General features: G+C 70.7%; 22 protein-coding genes and 1 tRNA gene. 14 read left to right on the top strand and 9 right to left on the bottom strand.

Annotated elements, in window-relative coordinates:
* The first annotated feature begins 23 nt into the window (after positions 1-23).
* Complete coding sequence (locus ABH929_RS03120) at positions 24-680, top strand: hypothetical protein (protein ID WP_404560068.1); 657 nt, start codon at positions 24-26, stop codon at positions 678-680.
* 216 nt (positions 681-896) lie between these two features.
* On the opposite strand, the gene ABH929_RS03125 is transcribed toward ABH929_RS03120, so the two are convergent.
* Entirely contained in the window at positions 897-1,106 is a 210-nt protein-coding gene (locus ABH929_RS03125) for a cold-shock protein (RefSeq protein WP_017887662.1), read from the bottom strand.
* 281 nt (positions 1,107-1,387) lie between these two features.
* Here ABH929_RS03125 and ABH929_RS03130 point away from each other — a divergent pair, with 281 nt between their 5' ends.
* Positions 1,388-1,771, top strand: coding sequence for an SseB family protein (locus tag ABH929_RS03130; RefSeq protein ID WP_131922013.1), 384 nt, complete (start codon positions 1,388-1,390; stop codon positions 1,769-1,771).
* A gap of 58 nt (positions 1,772-1,829) precedes the next feature.
* Here ABH929_RS03130 and radA read toward each other — a convergent pair whose 3' ends face one another.
* Together radA and ABH929_RS03140 are read right to left on the bottom strand one after the other, a co-directional pair.
* Complete coding sequence (gene radA, locus ABH929_RS03135) at positions 1,830-3,191, bottom strand: DNA repair protein RadA (RefSeq protein ID WP_185021261.1); 1,362 nt, start codon at positions 3,189-3,191, stop codon at positions 1,830-1,832.
* Between the two features lie 10 nt (positions 3,192-3,201).
* Positions 3,202-4,167 (bottom strand): SGNH/GDSL hydrolase family protein, encoded by a 966-nt coding sequence (locus ABH929_RS03140; protein WP_404560069.1) that lies wholly within the window; start codon positions 4,165-4,167, stop codon positions 3,202-3,204.
* A gap of 143 nt (positions 4,168-4,310) precedes the next feature.
* On the opposite strand from ABH929_RS03140, the gene ABH929_RS03145 reads away from it, so the two are divergent.
* The 12 genes from ABH929_RS03145 to mpaP all read left to right on the top strand — a co-directional run bounded on the left by ABH929_RS03145 (position 4,311) and on the right by mpaP (position 13,546).
* A tRNA-Ser gene (locus ABH929_RS03145) sits at positions 4,311-4,400 on the top strand.
* 440 nt (positions 4,401-4,840) lie between these two features.
* Positions 4,841-5,020 (top strand): hypothetical protein, encoded by a 180-nt coding sequence (locus tag ABH929_RS03150; RefSeq protein WP_263091214.1) that lies wholly within the window; start codon positions 4,841-4,843, stop codon positions 5,018-5,020.
* Between the two features lie 5 nt (positions 5,021-5,025).
* Complete coding sequence (locus ABH929_RS03155; RefSeq protein WP_404560070.1) at positions 5,026-5,613, top strand: hypothetical protein; 588 nt, start codon at positions 5,026-5,028, stop codon at positions 5,611-5,613.
* Between the two features lie 105 nt (positions 5,614-5,718).
* Positions 5,719-6,675, top strand: coding sequence for a hypothetical protein (locus ABH929_RS03160; protein WP_404560071.1), 957 nt, complete (start codon positions 5,719-5,721; stop codon positions 6,673-6,675).
* Positions 6,672-7,481 (top strand): daptide-type RiPP biosynthesis methyltransferase, encoded by an 810-nt coding sequence (mpaM, locus tag ABH929_RS03165; RefSeq protein WP_263054833.1) that lies wholly within the window; start codon positions 6,672-6,674, stop codon positions 7,479-7,481. The genes ABH929_RS03160 and mpaM overlap by 4 nt, the downstream gene beginning before the upstream one ends.
* Entirely contained in the window at positions 7,474-8,745 is a 1,272-nt protein-coding gene (gene mpaD, locus ABH929_RS03170) for a daptide-type RiPP biosynthesis aminotransferase (protein WP_404560072.1), read from the top strand. The genes mpaM and mpaD overlap by 8 nt, the downstream gene beginning before the upstream one ends.
* Entirely contained in the window at positions 8,729-9,907 is a 1,179-nt protein-coding gene (locus ABH929_RS03175) for an iron-containing alcohol dehydrogenase (RefSeq protein ID WP_404560073.1), read from the top strand. Before mpaD ends, ABH929_RS03175 begins: the two co-directional genes overlap by 17 nt.
* Positions 9,908-9,936: 29 nt before the next feature.
* A complete protein-coding gene (locus tag ABH929_RS03180) occupies positions 9,937-10,089 on the top strand; it encodes a daptide-type RiPP (RefSeq protein WP_263054836.1) in 153 nt (50 codons plus the stop codon).
* 66 nt (positions 10,090-10,155) lie between these two features.
* The gene (locus ABH929_RS03185; RefSeq protein WP_181433321.1) at positions 10,156-10,314 is read left to right on the top strand and encodes a hypothetical protein; all 159 of its coding nucleotides are present in this window, start codon (positions 10,156-10,158) and stop codon (positions 10,312-10,314) included.
* Between the two features lie 138 nt (positions 10,315-10,452).
* Entirely contained in the window at positions 10,453-11,175 is a 723-nt protein-coding gene (locus ABH929_RS03190) for an ABC transporter ATP-binding protein (RefSeq protein WP_263054837.1), read from the top strand.
* The gene (locus tag ABH929_RS03195; RefSeq protein WP_404560074.1) at positions 11,172-11,927 is read left to right on the top strand and encodes a hypothetical protein; all 756 of its coding nucleotides are present in this window, start codon (positions 11,172-11,174) and stop codon (positions 11,925-11,927) included. Before ABH929_RS03190 ends, ABH929_RS03195 begins: the two co-directional genes overlap by 4 nt.
* The gene (gene mpaP / locus ABH929_RS03200; RefSeq protein WP_404560075.1) at positions 11,924-13,546 is read left to right on the top strand and encodes a daptide biosynthesis intramembrane metalloprotease; all 1,623 of its coding nucleotides are present in this window, start codon (positions 11,924-11,926) and stop codon (positions 13,544-13,546) included. Before ABH929_RS03195 ends, mpaP begins: the two co-directional genes overlap by 4 nt.
* 16 nt (positions 13,547-13,562) lie before the next feature.
* On the opposite strand, the gene ABH929_RS03205 is transcribed toward mpaP, so the two are convergent.
* From ABH929_RS03205 to uca, 6 genes are all read right to left on the bottom strand, one after another.
* The gene (locus tag ABH929_RS03205) at positions 13,563-13,982 is read right to left on the bottom strand and encodes a hypothetical protein (RefSeq protein WP_131844908.1); all 420 of its coding nucleotides are present in this window, start codon (positions 13,980-13,982) and stop codon (positions 13,563-13,565) included.
* Positions 13,982-14,206 (bottom strand): hypothetical protein, encoded by a 225-nt coding sequence (locus ABH929_RS03210; RefSeq protein ID WP_404560076.1) that lies wholly within the window; start codon positions 14,204-14,206, stop codon positions 13,982-13,984. Before ABH929_RS03210 ends, ABH929_RS03205 begins: the two co-directional genes overlap by 1 nt.
* A 287-nt stretch (positions 14,207-14,493) precedes the next feature.
* A complete protein-coding gene (locus ABH929_RS03215; protein ID WP_248704406.1) occupies positions 14,494-15,102 on the bottom strand; it encodes a biotin transporter BioY in 609 nt (202 codons plus the stop codon).
* 45 nt (positions 15,103-15,147) lie between these two features.
* Complete coding sequence (locus ABH929_RS03220) at positions 15,148-15,840, bottom strand: TetR/AcrR family transcriptional regulator (protein ID WP_404560077.1); 693 nt, start codon at positions 15,838-15,840, stop codon at positions 15,148-15,150.
* 23 nt (positions 15,841-15,863) lie between these two features.
* Positions 15,864-17,582, bottom strand: a complete 1,719-nt coding sequence (gene atzF, locus ABH929_RS03225) for an allophanate hydrolase (RefSeq protein WP_404560078.1) — start codon at positions 17,580-17,582, stop codon at positions 15,864-15,866.
* Entirely contained in the window at positions 17,579-21,244 is a 3,666-nt protein-coding gene (uca, locus tag ABH929_RS03230) for an urea carboxylase (protein WP_404560079.1), read from the bottom strand. Before uca ends, atzF begins: the two co-directional genes overlap by 4 nt.
* Positions 21,245-21,246: the final 2 nt, after the last annotated feature.

Raw genomic sequence — 21,246 nt, forward strand, 5'->3', positions numbered from 1 at the left:
CCGTGGTTGTCTACCCTGTGCGCATGTCGTCGTTGCGTCACCCCGTCGGGCCCGAGAGGCCGGTCGTGTACTGGCGCCGTCGTGCAGCCGTGCTCGGCGCACTCGTGATCATCGTCGTGGTGATCGTGCTCATCGTCGTCGGCCGGGGGAGCGCGTCGACCTCCACGGCCGCGCCCACGTCCTCGCCGACCGCCTCGGCCGGTGGTGCGTCGTCCGCTGCCCCGTCCCGTTCGGCGTCGGCATCTGCGTCGGCGTCTGGGTCGGGCGCTGCCGACGGGTCGACGTGCAGCAAGGACCAGGTCGTCCTGACGCCCGTGCTCGACAAGGACGCGTACGGCCCCACCGAGGACCCGAAGATCGCCATGTCGATCAAGAACACCGGCACGAACTCGTGCCACCTCGACCTCGGGTCAGCGCAGCAGGTACTGACGATCAGCTCGGGCGAGGAGCAGTACTGGTCGTCGAAGGACTGCCAGACCGGCGGCACGAACCAGGACGTCACGATCAAGGCCGGGCAGACCCTGACCACGCCGGCGATCGCCTGGGACCGCACCCGATCGTCCACCACGACGTGCGACGCGTCCCGCCCGGCTGTCTCCGCCGAGGGGGCGAGCTACCACCTGCAGGTCGCGGTCGGGAACCTGAAGTCGAAGTCCTCGGTGCAGTTCATCCTGAACTGACGGGGCGCGGCGTGGGGGTGCGGGGTCGTCTGGCGGTGCGCCGGGCGGTGCGTTGCGGCGCCGTTGCCGTTCGCACAACCACAGTGTGACCGCGCCGCGCATTGTGGCGGGTTCGAGGTGCTTTCGGTTGTGCGACGGTGCAGAGCGCTCGGCGACCCGGGACAGCAAACGGCCCCGCCGTCCAGAGGACGACGGGGCCGTTCGAAGCTGATGTGATCAGCCGAGGACGGTGATGTTCTCCGCCTGCGGGCCCTTGCGACCCTCGGTGATGTCGAACTCCACCTTCTGGTTCTCCTCCAGCGACTTGTAGCCGTTGCCGGCGATCGCGGAGAAGTGCGCGAAGACGTCAGCGCTTCCGTCGTCCGGGGCGATGAAGCCGAAGCCCTTTTCGTTGTTGAACCACTTGACGGTACCGGTAGATGCCATGATGGCGTTTCCTTAGCTTTCTTGCGTTCCGCCATGGTGCGATCGCACCTGCGGAGCCCCGACGTACGTCGACGGGGGTGATGCGCCACGCGGGCAGGTGCCGGCGGGACGGGTTCGGGGTCAGGCCTGATGGCCAGTGACCCTGGTAGTCCGAGTTGAGGGGCAAACCACCTCGCTCGAACGTTGAGCGCCGCCGAAGCGGTTCCATCAGGCTAGCGTGCTCAGAGCCGACTGGCTACCCGTGCGTCACTGAACGACGAAAATCTGGTGGAATTGCTCAGATGGCAGACAAGGAACAGCGCTTCCGGAGTGAACAACTCGAGGAAGCCCTCGCGAAGCAGGACGTCGCGGCGGTGGCGTTCGCGCTGCGCAACGACATCGTGATCGTCCCCCGACTCGTGACCGGCAAGAAGGACATGCAGGTCCGGGTCTTCGGGCGCGAAGGCTCTGAACAGCGCATCCTGCTGCTGTTCTCGTCGGCGGACGCCTACACGGCGATGGTGCCGGACGAGAAGATCCGGCAGGTGATGGTCTACGACGGACCGCGGCTCGAGGAGTTCCTCGCCGCCCACCTCGACATGCTCGAGGGCGTGTTCTTCGACATCGCCGGGCCGAACACCATGCAGGCGACCCCGGGGGACCTGCTGGCCGCATTGCGCGCTTAGGACTGGCCGTCGGGCTGTCCGCGGTGCGCCGTCGGGCTGTCCGCGGTGGGCCGTCGGCTCAGAACGCGCGGTCGAGCTCGCGCTCGCGAGCCGACTGCGTCATCGAGAACGCCACACGCAGTGCTTCGCGCAGGTGCCCGGAGTCGGCGCCGAGGACGGTGGTGAAGCCGAGTCGGCTCGCTTCGTTCACCCGCTGCTTGGTCCCTGTGGCCGGACGGATCTCGCCCGCCAGGCTGATCTCGCCCACGGCGGCGAGCGTGTGCGGGTACGGGCGGTCCCGTGCCGCACTCGCCAGGGCCAGGGCGATCGCCAGATCGGCACCGGGTTCGGTGAGCTTCATGCCGCCCACCGTCGAGACGTAGACGTCGGCATCGGAGAGCTTGAGGCCGGCTCGGCGCTCGAGCACCGCGAGCAGCATCGCCACGCGTGAGGCGTCGACGCCGTTCACGACCCGTCGGGGCTGCGGTGCGGAGCTCGGGACGATGAGCGCCTGGACCTCGACCGGGAGTGCCCGGCGCCCCTCGAGCGCGACGGTCACGCACGTGCCGGAGACCGGGGTCGCGTTCTTGGACATGAAGAGGCCGCTGGGGTCGGGCACTTCGTGGATGCCGTCACCACCCATGTCGAAGCACCCGACCTCGTCCGTGGGCCCGAAGCGGTTCTTCAACGCACGGACGAAGCGGAGCGCTGTCTGCCGGTCGCCCTCGAAGTGGCAGACGACGTCGACCAGGTGCTCGAGCAGGCGCGGCCCGGCGATCGTGCCGTCCTTGGTGACGTGGCCGACGATCAACACGGGGAGGGCGCGGTCCTTCGCGATGCGGATCAGGGTCGAAGCGACCTCGCGCACCTGGGACGTCCCGCCCGCGATGCCGTCGATCGAGCTGGAGGAGATGGTCTGCACGGAGTCGGCGATGAGCAGATCCGGCTTGACCTGGTCGATCTGGCCGATGATGACGCCGAGGTCGACCTCGCTCGCCAGGTAGAGGTCGTCGTGCATCGCGCCGGTGCGCTCGGCGCGGAGCCGGACCTGGTCGACGGACTCTTCCGCGCTGACGTAGAGAACGCGTTTGCCGGACGCCGCCGCGCGCGAAGCGACCTCGAGCAACAGTGTCGACTTGCCGACGCCGGGTTCGCCGGACAGCAGCACCGCAGCGCCGGGGACGACCCCGCCGCCGAGCACGCGGTCGAACTCGCCGATGCCGGTCTGCCAGCGCTGCACCGTCGTGCCGCGGGCTTCGGTGATGGGCCGCGCCGCTCGGGCACCGGTGACGGCCACAGCTGCGGTGCCACGAGTACTCGCCGAGACCGCCGAGGAGTCCTCGACCGTGCCCCAGGTCTGGCACTCGCCGCAGCGGCCGACCCACTTGACACTGGTCCAGCCGCACTCGGTGCATCGGTAGAGAGACTGCGGGCGCGCCATGTCGTCGAGGCTAGGCCGTGCCGCCGACATCGCCGGAGCGGTGCACCGGCTCGTCGGGCAGGGCGATCGACCCCGTCATCCGGTTGCGGATCCGCTCGACGGGACTCGGCCGGTTGGCGTGGTCGATTGCCTCGGCACCGTCGGTGTCCTGCTCGGCACGAGCGTTCGCGACGGCTCCGGCTTCACGCCCGAGGTTCTCCGCCTCGCGCGCGGACAGGTAGTGCCGGATCGCCGCGACCGTGTCGACCCGGGCGTCGATCGCGGGTTCGAACGCGCTCGCCCAGACCTCGTACCCCCGGTCGTTCGGGTGGAACAGGTCGCCGTAGCTGTTGAAGAACGTGCGGCGGACCCCGACCCGCTTCGTGATCGTGTGCAGCGGCGCGACCGTGAGCCCGAACTCGGCGGCCACACGGTGCACGATCTCGTTCGCCACCGCGACCTTGCGCTCACGGTCCGGCACGAACATGCACGGCAACTCCGCCACCACGGCGTGCGACGGCACCGCACCGTAGATCGCCCGGATGTTCCGCTCGAACTTGTCCGGGTCGAAGTCGGCGATGTCGTTCGCCCCGATCGACACCGTGCAGATGTCGGGCGTGTACTGCCGGAGCTTCGGCAACTGGTCGCGCTTGGCGCCCCAGGTCGTCGAGCCCGAGACGCTCAGGTTCACGACCCGCACCGACTCGTGGGACCGGTGCCGGATCCGTCGCGCCAACAGGCCCACGTAGCCGCGAGACGGCACCGTCGCACCGACGCCCTGCGCCGCCGAGTCGCCGATCGCCACGTACAGCAGCTGCCCCTCGTGCTGCTGTCGCTCGTGCCACCAGTCAGCGTGGATCGGCAGCATGTCGACCACCCGTTGCGCAGCCGCCCGCTGCCCCTTGACCCCGGCGCGGGCCCCGACGGCAGCAGCGCCGAGGACACCGGCACCACCGAGGACGGACGTCAGGAGTGCGATGAGCGTGCGGGTCTTCATGCCGTGGACGGTACGCCCGCAGGCCGAGTCGACGACGTGGGCGGCCTGTGGGTGTGGGAAGAGCCGTGAGGGGGACCGCCTGTGGAGGGCGAGCCGACGTCGGGTGGCGTGACGGGCCTCCCGGATCGTGTAAGATCTTTCCCGGTACCGTGTCCGAGCGGCCGAAGGATCATGTCTCGAAAACATGTGTGGGGGCAACTCCACCGTGGGTTCAAATCCCACCGGTACCGCCACAGAAAACCCCCGTTCACACGGGGGTTTTCTTCTTTCGGGCAGTGGCTCCGGTGCGCATCTGATGCACCTCTTGAGCTGACCGATCCGTGCCGCGGCTGCCTTCCATCTGTCCCGCGATCATGCGCAGCGAAGCGCAAGTCTTCGCCTCTGTCGCCCGCGTGGCGAACCGGAACGAAGCTCACCGCAGCTCCGCGCTGTACACAGGTCGAGAACTGCGCGCGGTTCAGGGGGAACTCAGCGCGAACCATCACCGCCACGGGCTCCGATCGGCTCTGCACCGCGGATCAGCGGGACCTGCAAATGACCCGCCATTCCACAAGACCGTTCGCGAACGGCACCCCCGAGAAGAGCCCCCGACCGACCGAACTCGGGGCGCATGCGCGCCATCTCGTGTCAACCTGCGGTTGACACGACCGGGGCGGTGGGGAATCCTGTCGGCATGCGGAACACCATGATCCTCGGACTCATCGCCGTCGCCTTCGGGCTCGTCGCCATCGGTACCGGTTACGCCTGGAGCGTCGGGCGCCAAGGCGGACTGCTCGCCGCCGCCATCGGCGCGATCATCTTCGGACTCGTGTTCGCCGTGTTCGCCGTGAGTGCGGCTCGAACCCAGCGCTGAGCGCCATGGACGGCGATGACGGCCTCACCACGCAGCTGCGTGAGGTACTGGCGCGCAACATGCCGGAGGCGGACGAGCACGATTCTGACGTCGCCCCGGAAGCATCCCGCGAGCAGTCGCTCCGAGCCGTCGAGCTGTGCTTGTCGATGCGCGCCTCGCTCCGGGACGTGACCCAGTCGGCAGTCGACGGCGCTCGGAGGAACGGTGCCTCCTGGGCCGAGATCGGGAAGATCCTGGGGTCGTCCCGTCAAGCGGCGCAGCAGCTCTACGGCTCGCCACCGATCACTGCGGAGGCGTCATCGGTCCCGCTGGAGCCGGCAGTGCGCACGCTCTTCCCCGTGACCGCGTTCGACGAGATGGGCAAGCTCGCGCAGCTCGGGGCAGACGGTTGGCACGCGATCCGGGTCGGCCTCCAGTCGCACGAGCTCGTGCAGGACTCGCGGCCGTGGGAGCACGCACGGGCGGTCCAGGGCAGTCGGAAGTCGTCTCGAATGCTGGAGGAGGGCTGGGGTGTGGTGCCCGGTGGGACGTTCCCGTGGGTCTACTTCTCGCGCCCGGTCCCGATCCCCCCGGACGACGCGACACGCCGGTGAGGACGGCTTCTTCCCTGACCCCATCCGCGGGATAGAACGTTCAGTCGCGGAACCTGTTACGTTCACGGCGTGAGTTTTCTTGGGGGAGACATCCACGGGTTCGCGATGAGCTGGATGCAGGGGGCGCAGGCCACTCGAGTACGTCAGCGCGTCGCCTTCGTGCAGTCGGCGGAGCACGCCGAAGCCGTCGTGACCTCGCGCTTCGGCCGCGGTTTCGACGTCGTGTTCGCGCCTGACGCGCAGGACCACGAGACCGACGGCACGCCGATCGTGGGCTTCAGCGGCGAGCTCGTCGAGGACGGCGAAGTCCGCCTCGACGACGACCTGATCATCCAGTTCCAGAACTACGCCGTCGCGGAGTTCCTGAGCTTCCCCGGTCCGACCGTGTTGGTCCCGCAGACGGATCGCGACCTCGAGGCCTTCGCGGCCGATCTGGCGACAGCACGTGCCGACGGCGTCTTCCCCGACGTCCTCACCGACCCGCAGGTGGTCATCGGCGACCGGCTCGCATGGGTGGGTGGTGCCGTCCCCACTGAACCGGACTTCGTCTTCGTCGCCGAGGACGGGACCGTTTCGTCGTCGCCGTGGGGTCCGCGGTTCGGCCGGCTCGTGGACGGCGAACTCGCTCCGGAGGCCGACTCGGCGCACCGATCTGGTCCGGACGGCGCCCTGCACTTCCTGCAGGCAGTGGAGGCGCTTCGCTACGCCGCAGCGCGCGGCCTCAGCGGCTTGTCCGTGTCGGGGTACGGCGCCTACCTCGACAGCGACACGTCGACCGCATCGGAGCGTCCGGAGCCGAACCCGGGCGCGGTGCTCTTGTTCGACCGCGAGCAGCAGCTGCTCCACGTCTCCACGCGCCACAAGACCTACGCGCTCACGCGGGACCTGGCGTCCCTCGTCGAGCTCCAGCTCCGTTTCGGCGACCGCGCACTCGAGCACACGGACGAATCGGACACGCTCCGCAGTCTCTCCGGCTCGGAACGGGAGTCCGCCTTGTCCCAGGTGCGTTCGTTCCTCGACCCACTGCTCCAGGCGCACGACGCCGAGCGGGTCGACGCGTGACGACGATCGGGCTCGATGCCCTCCCCACGGAACTGCGTCGTCTGCTTGACGGGTACGCCGGTCAGGTCGACATCGCCGACCTCTACGGTGACCAGGGTTCGACCGTGTACGAAGCGGCGGCTGTTCACGACACCCACGAGATCCGCGAACTCATCCGGGCGACCCGAGGCGTCACCGCCGAGATCCTCGAGTTCGCCGCGGGGTCCGGACGCCTCACCCTGCCACTCGCCGCCGCTGGCCGCGAGCTCGTCGGTGTGGACCTGTCACCGGCGATGATCGCGCTGCTCGACGACAAGCTCGCCGGGCGACATGCTGCGCTCCGAGCGTCGGTGCGGACCGCAGTGTCCGACATGACGACGTACGACGACGGGACGCAGTACTCGACGGCTCTGCTCGGGTGCATCTCCATCTCGCTCCTCGACGACGCGCAACGCGCACGCTTCTTCCGCGGTGCGGCAGATTGGCTCGCGGCCGACGGCGTCCTGCTGATGTCCACCACGGACACGACGAAGCTCGGTGACACCACCGGCAGGTACCAGGACTTCCCCGGGTTGGCCGGCCAGCGCTACCGGCTGTTCGAGGAGATCGACCCGGTTGCGTCGATCCGGCACGTCGGCGTGATCGATCTCGACGACCTGGGGCGCGGATCGCTCACCGTCTTCCTGACGCACGTCCGCGCCATCCCGCCGCTCGTCCTCGAGGCAGAACTCGCCGTCGCTGGCCTGGAGGTCCGTGCGGTCCGACCGGTGGCGACCCCGGACGGCGCCCATCCCATCGTCATCCTCGAAGCGGTGTGGCGTGCTTGACCGGCGGCCGAACAGCGTCTGGCCAGCGCTCGTCCCGCTCGCAGCGCACAACGACCTCGACTCGCAGATCGTCGCCGCCTCCGGCACGACGCTGACCTTCGCGGACGGTTCCGAGGCTCTCTGCGGAACGAGCGGGCTGTGGAACGTGAACCTCGGCTACGGCAACCAGCGCATCGCAGACGCCGTCCACGAGGCCATGGTCCGGGCGTCGTACGTGTCCCTGTTCCGCTACTGGAGCGAGGACATCGAGCAAGCCGCCGTGCGGCTCCGCGAAGTCGCGGGCGCCGATCGGTACGCGCGAGTCCTCTTCACGACTGCTGGTGGCTCGGCGAACGACGCTGTCATGAAGCTTGCTCGACACTTCGCCATCCTCGACGGCCAGCCGGCGCGGAAGACCGTCGTCGGGCTCAAGGGCAGCTACCACGGACTCACGTACGGGGCGCATGCACTCAGCGGCGACGACCTCGGTCAATCGCTCTACGGCGTCGACTCGCGGCAGGTCCGTCACGTGACCCCCAACGACCTCGACGAGTTGGAGCGGTTGGTCGCCGCGACCGGTGACCGGATCGCTGCGGTGATCGTCGAACCGATCCTCGGCTCCGGAGCGTTCGCCCTCGCCGACGAGTACGTCCAGCGTCTCTGCGAACTCCGAGACCGTCACGGCTTCCTCATCGTCGCCGACGAGGTCGCCACCGGCTTCGGTCGGACGGGCCTGATGTTCGCGTCGGAGTCCTGGCCATCAGCCCCCGACGTCCTGATCGCCTCGAAGGGGTTGACGAACGGCACCCAGGCCGCTGCAGCGATCCTGGTGGGGTCCCGGATCACCGCTCGGTTCACCGGGAACGAGAGCGTGTTCGTGCACGCGGAGACGCAGGCGGGGACCCCGGTCGTCGGAGCGGCGATCAGCGCGACGATCGACGAGTTCGATCGGCTTTCGGTCGTCGACCGGTCGCAGCAGCTCGCAGCGACCCTCGAGACCGAGCTCACCGCCTTGGCCGCGCAGCATCCCTCGGTGCTCGCGACCCGGGGAGCCGGGAACTTCCGCGCCGTCGCCGTGGCGGATCGGGACGGCCAGCCGCAGCGGGACCAGGCAGCGCTCGCCGCGCTCCGCCGGTCGATCCGCCGAGCGGGGGCGGTCGTGCACCCGGGCCCGGACGGGTTCCAGCTCGTCCCAGCGCTCACCTACACCGTCGGCGACGTGCGTTCCTTGTTCGACGCCGTCCGGGTCGGGCTCCAGGAGTACGACGATGCCTACCTCCGCTGACGGGTTCGGGTGGGTCGTCCACCCCGGTCCGCTCACCGTCGACGCACTCGACGCATTCGTGCGCCGGGTTTCCGAGTGGACCGGTGCCGGCCGGGTCTGCCTCGTGGCGGACCGGAACCACGCATCCGTTCCGACCATCGCCGAGCTGGTCGACACGCTCGTCGAACGCCTCGGCGCGCAGCTGCACCTGGCGTCCGACGACAGTGAGGAGCTCGTCAGGAGCATCGCGGACGTCGGCCCCTGGGACGTGGTGATCGGGATCGGCGGCGGCGTGACGCTCGACGTCGCGAAGCTGGTCGGCCTCGACGCCGACGCCATGCGGCGGGTCACGTCGCCGGGCCGGTCGAGTCGTGTCGTGCTGCCCGACGGCCCGCGGTCGACACGGGTCGCCCTGGTCCCGACGACGTTCGGCACCGGTTCGGAGCTCTCGTCGTCGGCCTGCGTCACGTCCCGGGAACGGAAGCGACTGGTCTCGGGCGCTGCGCTCGGCGCCGACCTCGTGCTCGCCCGATCGGATCTGCTCGCCAGCCTGGACGACGAGCAGATGACGGAGGGGCTCGTCGAGGTGGTCCTCCGACTCACGACCTTGTACGCCGCGGGCGAGGCGGCGTCGTTCGCGGACGTCGTCACGCGGGCCAGCCTCCGGCAGCTCATGGAGGTGGCCCCGCGTCTTCGTGCCGGTGGACGCGTACCGGCCGACCTCCGCGCGATCGCCTCGATCAGCGCCTTCAGTCACACCGGGTGGCTGGCGCGCGATCGACCGCCGATGGTGACACTGCCGTGGATCGTCACGACGGAGGCATCCATCGCGTGGTCCTGCACCAAGGCGGTCGCCGCTTCGCTCGTGCTGCCGGGCTACTGGTCCGTGATGCGCGACGGCGACGGCCGGCTCGGGTCGTACCGGAGACTGTGCGAGCTCTGGGCGGAGGCGATGCCGGGGGCGGCGTCGCCTGCCGAGGCGCTCGACGAGATCATCGACGGTCGGCTCCGCCGGCCGTCGACCGACGAGCTCACGCGGCTCGGTGACGACGCCTTCGCGGCGCGCGTCACGGAGCGTTGGGGCGCTGGACTTCCCTTCATGGGGGAGGCGGGTCGTGACGATGTCCGCAAGGTCATCGACGCAGCACTCGCTCGAGGGAGATCGGTCGCACTGACCGTGTGACCAAGAACTGTTTGAAGGGAGGGACAAACATGCAGGAACTCAAGACGAACACCATGCTCAACCTCGGCGCGACCGAGCTGGAGGACATGGAGGCACCGGACTTCTGGGGCGGCTTCGTGGTCGGTGTCGGCTCGGCCATCGCCGCAGCCGGCGCAGCAGCCGCGATCGTGGCACTGACCTGATCCTCGGCCCTTCTGGGGCGAACAGGTCGACCAACCATCTGACAACGAACTGAAAAGGAGTGTGACATGACCGAGACGATCACTTCGGTGGGCACCCTCGACTTCGCCGTGAGCGAGCTCGAGGACCTCGAGGCACCCGGCTTCTGGGACACGGCCGCGGGCTTCGCGGCCGGTGCCGTCGTCGGCGCCGGCATGGTCGCCGGTGGGGTCCTGATCCTCACCTGATGACCGTCGAGGGGCGGTCGGCGCTTGCGTCGATCGCCCCTCGATCCGCAGAGATCCGCAGAGATCCGCTGAGATCCGCTGAGATCCGCACACCCGCCAGTACCCGACCACCTGCCCGAGTACCCAGAGGAACGCATCATGAACCTGGCCGAGTTCGACGGCTTCAGCAAGACCTACGGCGGCAGACAGGTCGTCGCCGACCTGACGTTCGCCGTCCCCGAGGGACGCGTCGTCGGGTTGCTCGGCAAGAACGGTGCTGGCAAGTCCACCGCGTTGCGCGGCCTCCTGGGCCTGGTCCGACCGACGTCGGGACGAGCGCTCGTCCACGGCGTGCCGTTCTCGACGTTGTCGCAGCCCGCGAAGGTCGTCGGGTACAGCGTCGACGGCGTCCAATCCCTGCAGCATGCCCGGGTCGGCGATGACCTGCGGACGTGGGCGGAGCTCGTCGGCGCCTCGCGAGACCGTGTCGAGTCACTGCTCGAGATCGTCGGCATGACGGAGCACCGCCGCACGCGCGTCCAGAAGCTGTCGACGGGGCAGAAGCAGCGCCATGCGCTGGCGATCGCGCTGCTCGCCGAACCTCGCCTCCTCATCCTGGACGAGCCGACGAACGGCCTGGACCCACAGGGCATCCGGTGGCTCCGGGAACTCATCCGTCACTACGCCCAGCAAGGGAACAGCGTGCTGATCTCCAGCCACATGCTCGCCGAGGTCGAACACACGGTCGACGACGTCGTCATACTCGACCGGACGGTCCGCTACTCGGGCACCCTGGCTGACCTGACGGTCGGCGGGGCATCACTCGAGGACCGGTTCTTCGACCTCGTCCCGACGCCCGCTGCAGCCGGATCGGGGCGGTGAGCAGGATGACCACCGCCACCATGCTCCGTTCCGAGGTCCGCCGCGCCTGGCTCGGCAGGGCAGTCCCCTACTTCCTGGTCTTCGGCGTCCTGCTCACCGCACTGTCGGCGGCGGGGACGTTCTCGGGTGTGACGGACCAGCTCCGGACGCCCGACGGCGACGTCGACGTCACCGTGACGATGGTCCGCACCTGGTTCGCGCTGTCCCTGTTCATCGGGATGGCGACGGCCTTCGACGCTGCACGCGAGGTCAGCTCGGGTGTGGCGAGCCGGGTGATCACGGCCCTCGGCAGCCGCACGGCGTACTTCACCGGGAAGGCTGCGATCGGCGCGTTGACCGGGTTCGTCGGCGCGCTCCTCGGCGCTGCGGCCTCCGTCGGGTTCGCCGCGATCCTGCTGGCGATGAACGACTCGGCGTTGCACATGTCGAAGGAGGCGTGGCTGATCGTGCTCGGCTGCGCAGTCATCAACACCGTCGCAGGCCTGTGGGGGACGCTGATCGGCCTCCTGACCCGCAACGCGATCGTGGCGATCATCGTCGTGTTCGCGCTGTGCATGCTCGTCGAACCGGCCCTGCAGGCATTCCTGCCGAGCGTCGGGAAGTTCTTCATGACGAACGCGATGGCATCGGTCTACATCGACGCACAGGAGCACCTGCTGTCGGTGCCGAGCGCGAGCGCCGTGATCGTCGGTTGGCTCGTCGTGCTCGGGCTCGGCGCGTTCCAACTGACCCGTACGAAGGACCTTCGTTGACGGAACCCCTCGGCGCGATACCGACCCTCGCTCCCGCTGCGTCCGTCAACCACACCGCCGAGGGATGGGTGGGGGTCAACCCGCACGGGAAGGCGTACGGGCTCGGTCCGGCCATCGCGTTGTACGCGATCGCGCTGGCGAGCGTCCGGACGGACGAGGAGCTGCGGAGTCGGTTGCGCGCCGACACAGGTCAGGAGTGGACCGACGCGGACCTGTCCGAGGCCCGTGGACAACTCGCGCAGCTCGGGTTCCTCGACGACGAGACCGGGTCGGCTGCGTCGCAGAAGCGACGGGTCCGGTACGTGCCACCCCTCACGGTGCAGGTGACGCTCGCCAACCCGGAACGGCTCTTCTCGCTCCTGCAGCGACTGCTCGGCAAGGTCAGTACTCGGACGGTGTTCGCGGTCGCGGCGTCGGCAGTGGTCGCGGGTCTGGTCGCAGCGGTCATCAACCGGGACGTCGTGATCACGAGTGTGACCCATCCGTTGGGGTTGTCCGAGTACCTGCTGCTCGTGGCGATGCTCACCGTCGCGACCGCGTTGCACGAAGCCGGGCACGCTGCCGCGCTCGCACGCCTCGGCGGCCGCCCTCGCCGCGTCGGTGTGATGCTCTTCTACCTGCTGCCCGCCTTCTTCTGCGACGTCTCCGATGCCTGGCGGGTGGGGGACCGGCGCCAACGGGCGCTCGTCGCGGCGAGCGGTGTCCTCGTGCAGGTCACACTCGCTGGGCTGGCCGAGGTCGTCGCCGCGCTGCTGCCGGCAGGGTCGACCTGGCAGGAGTTGCTCGCGGCGTTCGGCGTCGTCTCGTTCCTCGCGGCCCTCGTCAACGCCATCCCGTTCGTGAAGTTCGACGGGTACATCGCCCTCATGGCGCTCACCGGCCACAACTTCCTCCGGCGCGACGCGATCGTCGAGGGACGCCGGCTGCTCGCCCGTGCGTTCTTCACCCGACGGGTGACGTACGCGTTCCCCGAGGTCCGGTGGCTGCGCTGGTACGGGATCGGCTGCATCCTCTTCCCGGCCTACCTGGTCGCCTCGGCGATGTGGCTGTGGCTCGGTGACCTCCGTGCCTTCGGGACCGTCGGGAGCGTGATCGGGCTGGTGGCCGTCCTCGCGTTCGTCGTCGCGATCGCCCGTGAGGTTGGTCGAGTACTCCGAACGGCGATGGACGCCGGTGTGCACGTCGTCCGTGCGGGCGCCTCGGCCGTCGTGCTGGTCGGCGTGGTGGCCGCAGCGGGGCTCCTCATCACGACGCCGACGGTCACCGTGAGCGGCTACGTGCGGGACGGCGAGGATGTTCGCCTCGTCCTCCCGGTCGGTGCCGACAGTGCTTCCCTTGCCTTGCCGGCTCGTGCCGTCCTGCGCAGCAACGGACTGTTCCTGCACGAGGGTGCGGTGGAGGCTGGGGTCGCAGCGGGAACGCGCTTCGAACCCGAGGTCGTGCCGTTCGCGGCCGTCGCTCCGGTGCGGACCTCGAGTGTCGAGTTCCGCGGCCTCACCGCCCCGCTCGCGATCAAGGGTCAACGGGCCGAGATCGAGGAGTTGGATCCGGCAGGCCAGGCGCTCGTGTACGGGGCGCCCGCGCCGCTGTGGCTGGCGCTCTGGGGCGCCCTGGTCTGACCCGCGGGAGTCCGGCTCAGCGCCGCTTGCGGAGCGCGTTCGTGGCCCAGAGTGCGACGGCGATCAGCACGGGCTGGAACAGGAGCCGGACGAACCGCTTGGTGTCGGTGTCCAGGCCGAAGCCGTCACGGTGGTGCATCCACTGTGCGATGTTGCCGGGGAAGATGGCGGTGAAGAACACCGCGGCGACCCACCCGACGGTGGCCTGCCGGCGGACCAGCAGCACGAGGGCGGCGCCGAGGGAGATCTCCGCGATGCCCGATGCCAGGACCGTGACGTCCGGGTCCAGCGGGACGAACTCCGGCACCTGGGCCCGGAACTCCTGGCGTGCGACGGTGAGGTGGCTGATGCCGGCCCAGGTCATGGCGGCTCCCAGCAGGATGCGGACGACGGTGCGGGGCTTGGTCGAGCGGGAAGTGCGGCGGCGGGAGGTCATCAGGGGCACGTGCCTTTCACAGGGGATGGTGGAGCGGTGCGTCGACCGACGCTGCGGATGCGACGCCGGCGGGTGCGTTCGAACACGATCACTGCACCGGTCGCCGCGAGGAGGCCGACGCGATGCGCGCGGGCCACCGCCGTCGCGCCGGAGACGGCCAGCGCTGCGGCGGCGACGGTCCCTACGGTGACGGTGCGGTCCTCGAGGTCGATGCTGGTGCGCACCGCTCCGAGCGCCGTCGCAGCGGCAGCGGCAGCAGCAGCTGTGGTCGACCGTCGTTGGCTTCGTGCGAGGGTTGCCCCGGCTGCGATCTCCAGCAAGGGCACCAGCACTGCGTGCGGGAGCCCGGGGACGAAACCGCGTTCCCGCATCCGGTGCGCCCGGACCGGCAGGGGTCGCGTCATCGACGTGCCTGCTCCGTGCAGTGCGAGGAGCGTGCCGGCAGACCGGGTCATCGGCTGTGCGCAATCATGTTGTGCACAACCTAACACGATGGCCCGCCGAATCCGCCTCAACGGCCTGCGTCCCGCGCAGCCACGCGTCGCCGAACCGCCGCCGTCCACCCGAGCGAGATGGCACCGGCACCGAGCAGCGCCTTCACCGCGCCGCCGAGGACGAACGGGTACAGCCCGAACTCGAGCGTCTGCTGCAGGTCGAGCCCGAGCGACACCGCGAGCCAGCCCATGCCGATGGCGAACGTCACGACGGTGCCGAGCGCGAAGGACAGCACCGAGTTCCGCAGCGGGCGGTCGCCGAAGCGTTCGGCGATCCACCCGACCAGGGCAGCGGCGGCGATGAACCCGACGATGTACCCGCCGGAGGGACTGACGAGCACGCCGAACCCGGCGGAGCCACCCGCGAAGACCGGCAGCCCGATGACTCCGAGCAGCGCGTAGACCAGCATCGACAGGGCACCGCGGCGCGCACCGAGGGCGCTGCCGACCAGGAGGACGGCGAGCGTCTGCCCGGTGATCGGGACGGGCCAGAGCGGGACGGACACCTGTGCGGCGCCGGCAGTGAGCAGCGCACCGCCGAGGACGAGCGCGGTGCTCACGACCGCGGTGCGGGGGAGCAGGGCGTCGGCGAGCGGACGGTGTGCGGTGGGGGAGAGCGCGGTCATGGCAGAACCTCCAGATGGGGCGACGGAGACGAACGGAACAGCGGGTCAGACGGTGACGGCGACGAGCAACGACTCGGACTCGCGCCGGGCATCGGCGACTGCAGCGGTGTCGAGCCCGCACGCCCGCAGGCAGGTCGCGACGATGGCGTCGCGGTCGGCCTCCTCGACACCTCCGACGCGGCGGAGCTGGATGACGGTCTCGGCGAGCTGGATGAGGATTCCGCCGAGCCGGGCGGGAACGATCGAGGCATCGACGTCGTCGGCGGCGGCGAGCGACCCGAGGCGCCCGTAGGCGTCCCGCAGCTCGATCCGCTCGGCGCGGAACCCGTCGTAGCGCTCCCCCTGCACCTCGGGCAGCAGGTACAGCGTGCCGATGTTGTGCGCGGTGCGGGCGAGGGTCTCCACGTCGATCAGGACGAGCGCGGCCAGGGCACCGGCGGCGGTGGCGGACGCCGGGACCCGCTGTTCGAGCTCGCGGACGAGCTCGAGGCTCGGCCGGACCGAGGTCGTCAGGAGTTCGACGAGCATGTCGTCCTTGCCGGCGAAGTGGTAGTACAGCGAGGCCTGGCGGATGCCGACCCGCTCCGCGATGGCTCGGGTCGAGGTGGCGCTGATGCCGTTCTCGACGAACAGTGCGGCGGCGGCGTCGAGGATCTGGTCGCGGGGACTGAGCGCCGAGTCGGCGTTCGGGACGGCCCTCGGGCGACCGGGCCTGGCCGGTCGGTCGTCGGAGGACATGGAGTCATCCTCCCAGCGCGGCGTCATGCCTGCTCGCGGTAGGCCCGCCAGCCGCCGAACGCCGTGATGTCGAGTGCGCCCTCGACGGCGAAGGGTTCGACCAGGAACCCGGTGACGTCGGTGCCGTCCTCGAGTGCCACGGTGCCGACGGCCATCGGCGCGGGCAGGGACGCCACGAAGGTGCCGAACCCGGCGGCGGGCAGCCGCCAGACCTCACCGGCGATGCCCGAGCCCGAGCCCGACCCCGAGCCCGACCCCGACCCCGACCCCGGCGCGAAAGCGCCGGACGCGACCGGCCCCACCCGGACCAGCCCGGGCTTTGACGGCACCGTGTCGAGGGCGTACAGCCGGTAGTCGGACGCGGTGCGGGCCTCCCGGACGAACGATCCGCCGGACGCGACCAGCTGGCCGTTCAGCGGCTGGTCACGGAGGTGCGCTCCGACGACCAGCAGGTCGACGGTGGGCGCGAGGAACGCGGCGCCGAGCGCCGCGAGCCGTCGGTCGGTGAACGCGGGACCGGTCAGCATGACCCCGAACGGCAGGCCGTCGACGAACCCGGCAGGGACGGCGAGCGAGGCCATGTCGAGCAGGTTGGCGAAGTTCGTGTACCGGCCCATCCGGCTGTTCGCGCCGATCGGATCGGACGCGACCTCGTCGAGGGTGGGGTGCCACGTCGTGGTGGGCGTGAGGAGCGCTGTGGTGCCAGCGAGGGCGGCGCGTCCCGCGGCGCCGAGCACGTCGAGGCGTTCCTGGTCCGCGAAGAGGTCCGCTGCCGTGGGTCGGGCGCCACCCAGGACGATCGTGGCGACCGACGGGTCCAGGTCGTCGCCGACCAGGTCGCGGTGCGCCTCGACGTGCGCGCCGACGGCGGCGTACCGCTCGGCGACGAACGCGCCGTCGTAGAGCAGCGACGCTGCGTCGAGCAGGGGTGCGATGTCGACCTCGACCACCTGGTGGCCGAGTGCGCGGAAGCGCTCGACGGCGGCGGCGAAGGCCTCTGCCCAGCCCGGCGCGAGGCCCTCGAGCTGCGACGGCAGCGGGATCGCGATCCGCGGGACGGCGGGCACGTCGGCGAGGGCGACGTCGATGCGGGCGAGCGGGTCGGTGTCGTCCAGCCCGGCCATCAGCTCCGCCGCCGTGCGGGCGAGGTCGAGCGATCGGGCGAAGACCGTGACGCAGTCCTGCGAGCGGCAGGCCGGCACGACACCGGTGTTCGGCACCAGGCCCTTGGTCGGCTTCACACCGACCAGGTTGCCGAGCGCCGCCGGCACGCGGCCGGAGCCCGCGGTGTCCGTGCCGAGTGCGAAGTCGACGATGCCGAGCGCGACGGCTGTGGCGGAGCCGCTCGACGAGCCGCCGGAGATCCGCGTCGGGTCCCACGCGTTCCGGACCGCGCCGAAGGGCGACCGGGTGCCGACCAGGCCGGTGGCGAACTGGTCGAGGTTCGTCTTGCCGACGACGACCGCGCCGGCGGCGCGCAGGCGGGCGACGGCGGTCGCGTCGGCGGCGGGTTCGTACGCGTAGGAGCGTGCGGCGGCGGTCGTGGGCAAGCCGGCCACGTCGATGTTGTCCTTGACGGCGAACAGCAGGCCGGCGAGGGGGAGCGTCGGGTCGACGGCCTCGGCCTCCTGCAGGACCGCGGCGCGGTCGCGCAGGGTGATCCAGACCTCGGGCCGGTCGGCGGCGTCGATGCGGTCGAAGGCGTCGCGGACGCGGTCCGCAGCGGCGCTCGCCGCGCTCACGCTCCCGCTCCGATCGCGGCCAGGACCTGCCCCGGTGCGACCTGGTCGCCCGGCTTGATGTAGACCTCCAACACGTGGCCTTCCACCGGTGCGTGCACCATCGACTCCATCTTCATCGCCTCCACGGCCAACAACTTCTGTCCCTCGTCCACCCGGTCGCCCGGTCGCACGTCCACCTGCCACACCGTCGAGGTGAAGGGCGCGGTCACGGCCGTCGCCCCGGCGGGCAGGACGACCTCGTCCGCCACGACGGCGGCCGGTTCGTCGCGCACGTCGAACTCGCCGGAGGCTCGCCACCGCTCCTTCTCCTCGCCGAACGCTCGCGCTTGCTGCGCCCGGAAGTCCGCGATCGAGCCGGCGTTCGCCTCGAGGAAGCGGTTGTACGACGCGATCGAGAACTCGCCGTCGACGGTCTCGAACGAGCCCCGTCCGGCGTCGGTCTCGGCCCGCAGCTCGAGCAGCTCGTCCGCGCCGACCGGGTACCACTCGATGCGATCGAAGAAGCGCAGCGCCCACGGGTGCTCCTGGAACAGTCCGCCACGGCGGAACCGGTTCCAGATCTGCACGGTGCGCCCGACGAACTGGTAGCCGCCCGGCCCCTCCATGCCGTAGATGCAGAGGTACGCACCGCCGATCCCGACGGAGTTCTCGGCGGTCCAGGTGCGGGCCGGGTTGTACTTCGTGGTGACCAGGCGGTGCCGAGGGTCGAGCGGCGTCGCGACCGGGGCGCCGAGGTAGACGTCGCCCAGGCCCAGCACGAGGTAGCTCGCGTCGAAGACGGTGCGGAAGACGTCGTCGACGCTCTCCAGACCGTTGATGCGCCGGATGAACTCGATGTTCCAGGGGGTCCACGGTGCGTCGTTCCGCACGCCGTTCATGTACCGCTCGATGGCGAGGCGTGTGGCGGGGTCGTCCCACGACAACGGGAGCTTGACGGTGCGCGACGGCACGACGAGCTGGTCGGTGGGCGGGATCTCGTCCTCGAGTTCGCGGAGGAGCCCGGCCACGTCACGGGCCTTCAGGACCGACGCGTCGGTGTGCACCTGCAGCGAGCGGATGCCCGGGGTGATGTCGAGGACGCCCTTCGGCGCCTCCTGCTGCAGCTTCGTCATGAGTGCGTGCACGCGCATGCGCAGCGCGATGTCGAGCGTCATGTCGCCGTACTCGACGAGCACGTTGTCGTCGCCGTCGCGTCGGTAGGCGACGCTCGGACGGACGTCGGTCGCCTCCAGGCGGGTGATCACGCCGTCGTCGCCGTCGCCCCCGGTGCGGGGGACGGTCCGGGAGGCCCGGTTCGCCTCGAGCGCGGCGGCGTCGGCTTCGCGGACGGGGACGAACCGGACCGTGTCACCTGGTCGGAGCTGGCCCAGCTTCCACAGGTCGCCGCTGGCGACCACGGCGGGGCAGACGAACCCGCCGAGCGAGGGCCCGTCCGGACCCAGGATGATCGGGGTGTCGCCGGTGAAGTCGATCGCACCGACCGCGTACGGGGTGTCGTGGATGTTCGAGGGGTGCAGACCGGCCTCGCCGCCGTCCGTCCGCGCCCACTCGGGTCGGGGCCCGATGAGCCGGATGCCGGTGCGCGCCGAGTTGTGGTGCACGCCGTAGTCGGTGGCGTAGAAGACGTCCAGGTCCGCGCGGGTGAAGAAGTCCGGGGCGGCGTGCGGCCCCTCGGTCACGGCGATCTCCCACGCGTCGGTGAGTGCCGTGCGGTGCTCGGCCGGGGTCGGACCGCCGACCAGGCCCAATCGGGCGTCCCCGGGGAAGGCGGGGTGCGCCGCGTCGGAGTCCGGGGAGCCCGGCCGCAGGACGTCGCCGGCGAGCAGCGCGCGACCGGCGTGGCCGCCGAAGCCGCCGAGCGTGAACGTGGCGGTGGAGCCGAGGTAGGTGGGGACGTCGAAGCCACCGCGGACGGCCAGGTAGGTGCGCAGGCCGGGCCCGGGCGCCGTCCCGACCGCCAGGGTCTGTCCGGCGCCGACGTCGATCGGCTTCCAGAGCGGGACGGGATCACCGTCGAGGGTCGCGGGCGCCGGTGCGCCGGTGAGCGCGACGACGGCGGCGGTCGAGAAGCGCAGCGTCGGACCCGTCGCCGTGATCTCGAGCGCGGGGGCGCCGTCGGGGTTGCCCACGGCGCGGTTCGCCTCGGCGAACGACGCGGCGTCGAACGGTCCGCTCGGCGGGACACCGACCTGCCAGTACCCGACCCGGCCGGGCAGGTCCTGGATCATCGTCATGGTGCCCGGGGCGAGGACGTCGATGCGCGGGTCCGGGTCGTCGGTCTCGTCGAGCGTCGAGGTGGAGTGCGTGGCGGTGCGGAGCTCGAGGTCGTCGGTCAGCGCACGGAGCAGCCCGGTGTTCGTCACGATGCCGTCGATCCGCGTGGCGGCGAGGCCGTCGCGCAGCCGGTCGAGGGCGTCGTCGCGGGTCTCGCCGGTGGCGATGACCTTCGCGAGCATCGGATCGTAGAACGCCGAGACCTCGGAGCCGGTCTCGACCCAGCCGTCGACGCGGAGTCCGCTCGGGTCGCCGGACTCGGTGGTCGCGCTCGGGAACACCGCCTGGGTGACGAGGCCGCTGGAGGGCAACGAACCCTTCGCCGGGTCCTCGGCGTAGACGCGGGCCTCGACGGCGTGGCCGTTCGGGGTCCAGGTGCGGTCGAAGACGTCGTCGCCGATGCCGTCGGCGCCGTCACGGGCCAGGCGGAGCATGAGGTCGACGAGGTCGACTCCGAAGACCTCTTCGGTCACCGGGTGCTCGACCTGCAGGCGGGTGTTCACCTCGAGGAACGACGCCTCTTCGCGCACTGGGTCGTAGACGAACTCGACGGTGCCGGCGCTGCGGTACCCGACGCTCGCGGCCAGGCGACGGGCGGACTCGTGCAGCTCGCTGCGGACGTGCTCGGGCAGCGCGGGCGCCGGGGCCTCCTCGATGACCTTCTGGTTCCGACGCTGCAACGAGCAGTCCCGGTCGCCGATCACCGCGACGCGCCCCTGGCCGTCGCCGAAGAGCTGGACCTCGACGTGCCGGGCCGGTCGCACCAGGCGTTCGAGGAAGATGCCGGCGGACCCGAAGGCCGCGGTGGCCGTGCGGGTGACGCTCGTGTACGCCGCGCGCACCTCGTCGAGGGTCGCGCACGCCTGCATGCCGATGCCGCCGCCGCCACCGGTGGCCTTGAGCATCACCGGCAGGCCGATGCGCTCGGCCTCGGCCACGGCGTCGTCGACGTTCTCGAGCAGGCCGGTGCCGGCGAGCATCGGGACCCCGGCAGCGGCGGCGAGCTCGCGCGCGGTGTGCTTCGCGCCGAAGCGGACGATCTGGTCGGCGGTCGGCCCGACGAACCGGATGCCGGCGTCCTCGCAGGCGCGGGCGAAGTCCGTGTTCTCCGACAGGAACCCGTAGCCGGGGTGGACCAAGCCGGCGCCGGTGTCCTTCGCTGCCTGCACCACGGCGTCGATGCGCAGGTAGGAGTCGCGGGCGGGCGCCGGGCCGAGGCGGACGGCGACGTCGGCTTCGCGGACGTGCGGCGCGGCGCGGTCGGCGTCGGAGTAGACGGCGACGGTCCGCATGCCGAGGGCCTTGGCGGAGCGGATCACCCGGCGGGCGATCTCGCCGCGGTTCGCGACGAGGACGGTGTCGGTGGAGAGCGCGGGTGGTTGGGGCACGG

It is taken from the genome of Curtobacterium sp. AB7, assembly GCF_044909335.1.
GTDB lineage: Bacteria > Actinomycetota > Actinomycetes > Actinomycetales > Microbacteriaceae > Curtobacterium.

Bases quoted from the DNA above. Each gene is read 5' to 3' on its own strand.
- ABH929_RS03175 (WP_404560073.1), top strand. From the start codon at position 8,729: ATGCCTACCTCCGCTGACGGGTTCGGGTGGGTCGTCCACCCCGGTCCG.
- ABH929_RS03185 (WP_181433321.1), top strand. From the start codon at position 10,156: ATGACCGAGACGATCACTTCGGTGGGCACCCTCGACTTCGCCGTGAGC.
- ABH929_RS03205 (WP_131844908.1), bottom strand. From the start codon at position 13,982: ATGACCTCCCGCCGCCGCACTTCCCGCTCGACCAAGCCCCGCACCGTC.
- ABH929_RS03130 (WP_131922013.1), top strand. From the start codon at position 1,388: ATGGCAGACAAGGAACAGCGCTTCCGGAGTGAACAACTCGAGGAAGCC.
- ABH929_RS03180 (WP_263054836.1), top strand. From the start codon at position 9,937: ATGCAGGAACTCAAGACGAACACCATGCTCAACCTCGGCGCGACCGAG.
- ABH929_RS03190 (WP_263054837.1), top strand. From the start codon at position 10,453: ATGAACCTGGCCGAGTTCGACGGCTTCAGCAAGACCTACGGCGGCAGA.
- radA (WP_185021261.1), bottom strand. From the start codon at position 3,191: ATGGCGCGCCCGCAGTCTCTCTACCGATGCACCGAGTGCGGCTGGACC.
- ABH929_RS03160 (WP_404560071.1), top strand. From the start codon at position 5,719: ATGAGCTGGATGCAGGGGGCGCAGGCCACTCGAGTACGTCAGCGCGTC.
- ABH929_RS03220 (WP_404560077.1), bottom strand. From the start codon at position 15,840: ATGTCCTCCGACGACCGACCGGCCAGGCCCGGTCGCCCGAGGGCCGTC.
- ABH929_RS03150 (WP_263091214.1), top strand. From the start codon at position 4,841: ATGCGGAACACCATGATCCTCGGACTCATCGCCGTCGCCTTCGGGCTC.
- ABH929_RS03125 (WP_017887662.1), bottom strand. From the start codon at position 1,106: ATGGCATCTACCGGTACCGTCAAGTGGTTCAACAACGAAAAGGGCTTC.
- ABH929_RS03215 (WP_248704406.1), bottom strand. From the start codon at position 15,102: ATGACCGCGCTCTCCCCCACCGCACACCGTCCGCTCGCCGACGCCCTG.
- ABH929_RS03155 (WP_404560070.1), top strand. From the start codon at position 5,026: ATGGACGGCGATGACGGCCTCACCACGCAGCTGCGTGAGGTACTGGCG.
- ABH929_RS03120 (WP_404560068.1), top strand. From the start codon at position 24: ATGTCGTCGTTGCGTCACCCCGTCGGGCCCGAGAGGCCGGTCGTGTAC.
- ABH929_RS03140 (WP_404560069.1), bottom strand. From the start codon at position 4,167: ATGAAGACCCGCACGCTCATCGCACTCCTGACGTCCGTCCTCGGTGGT.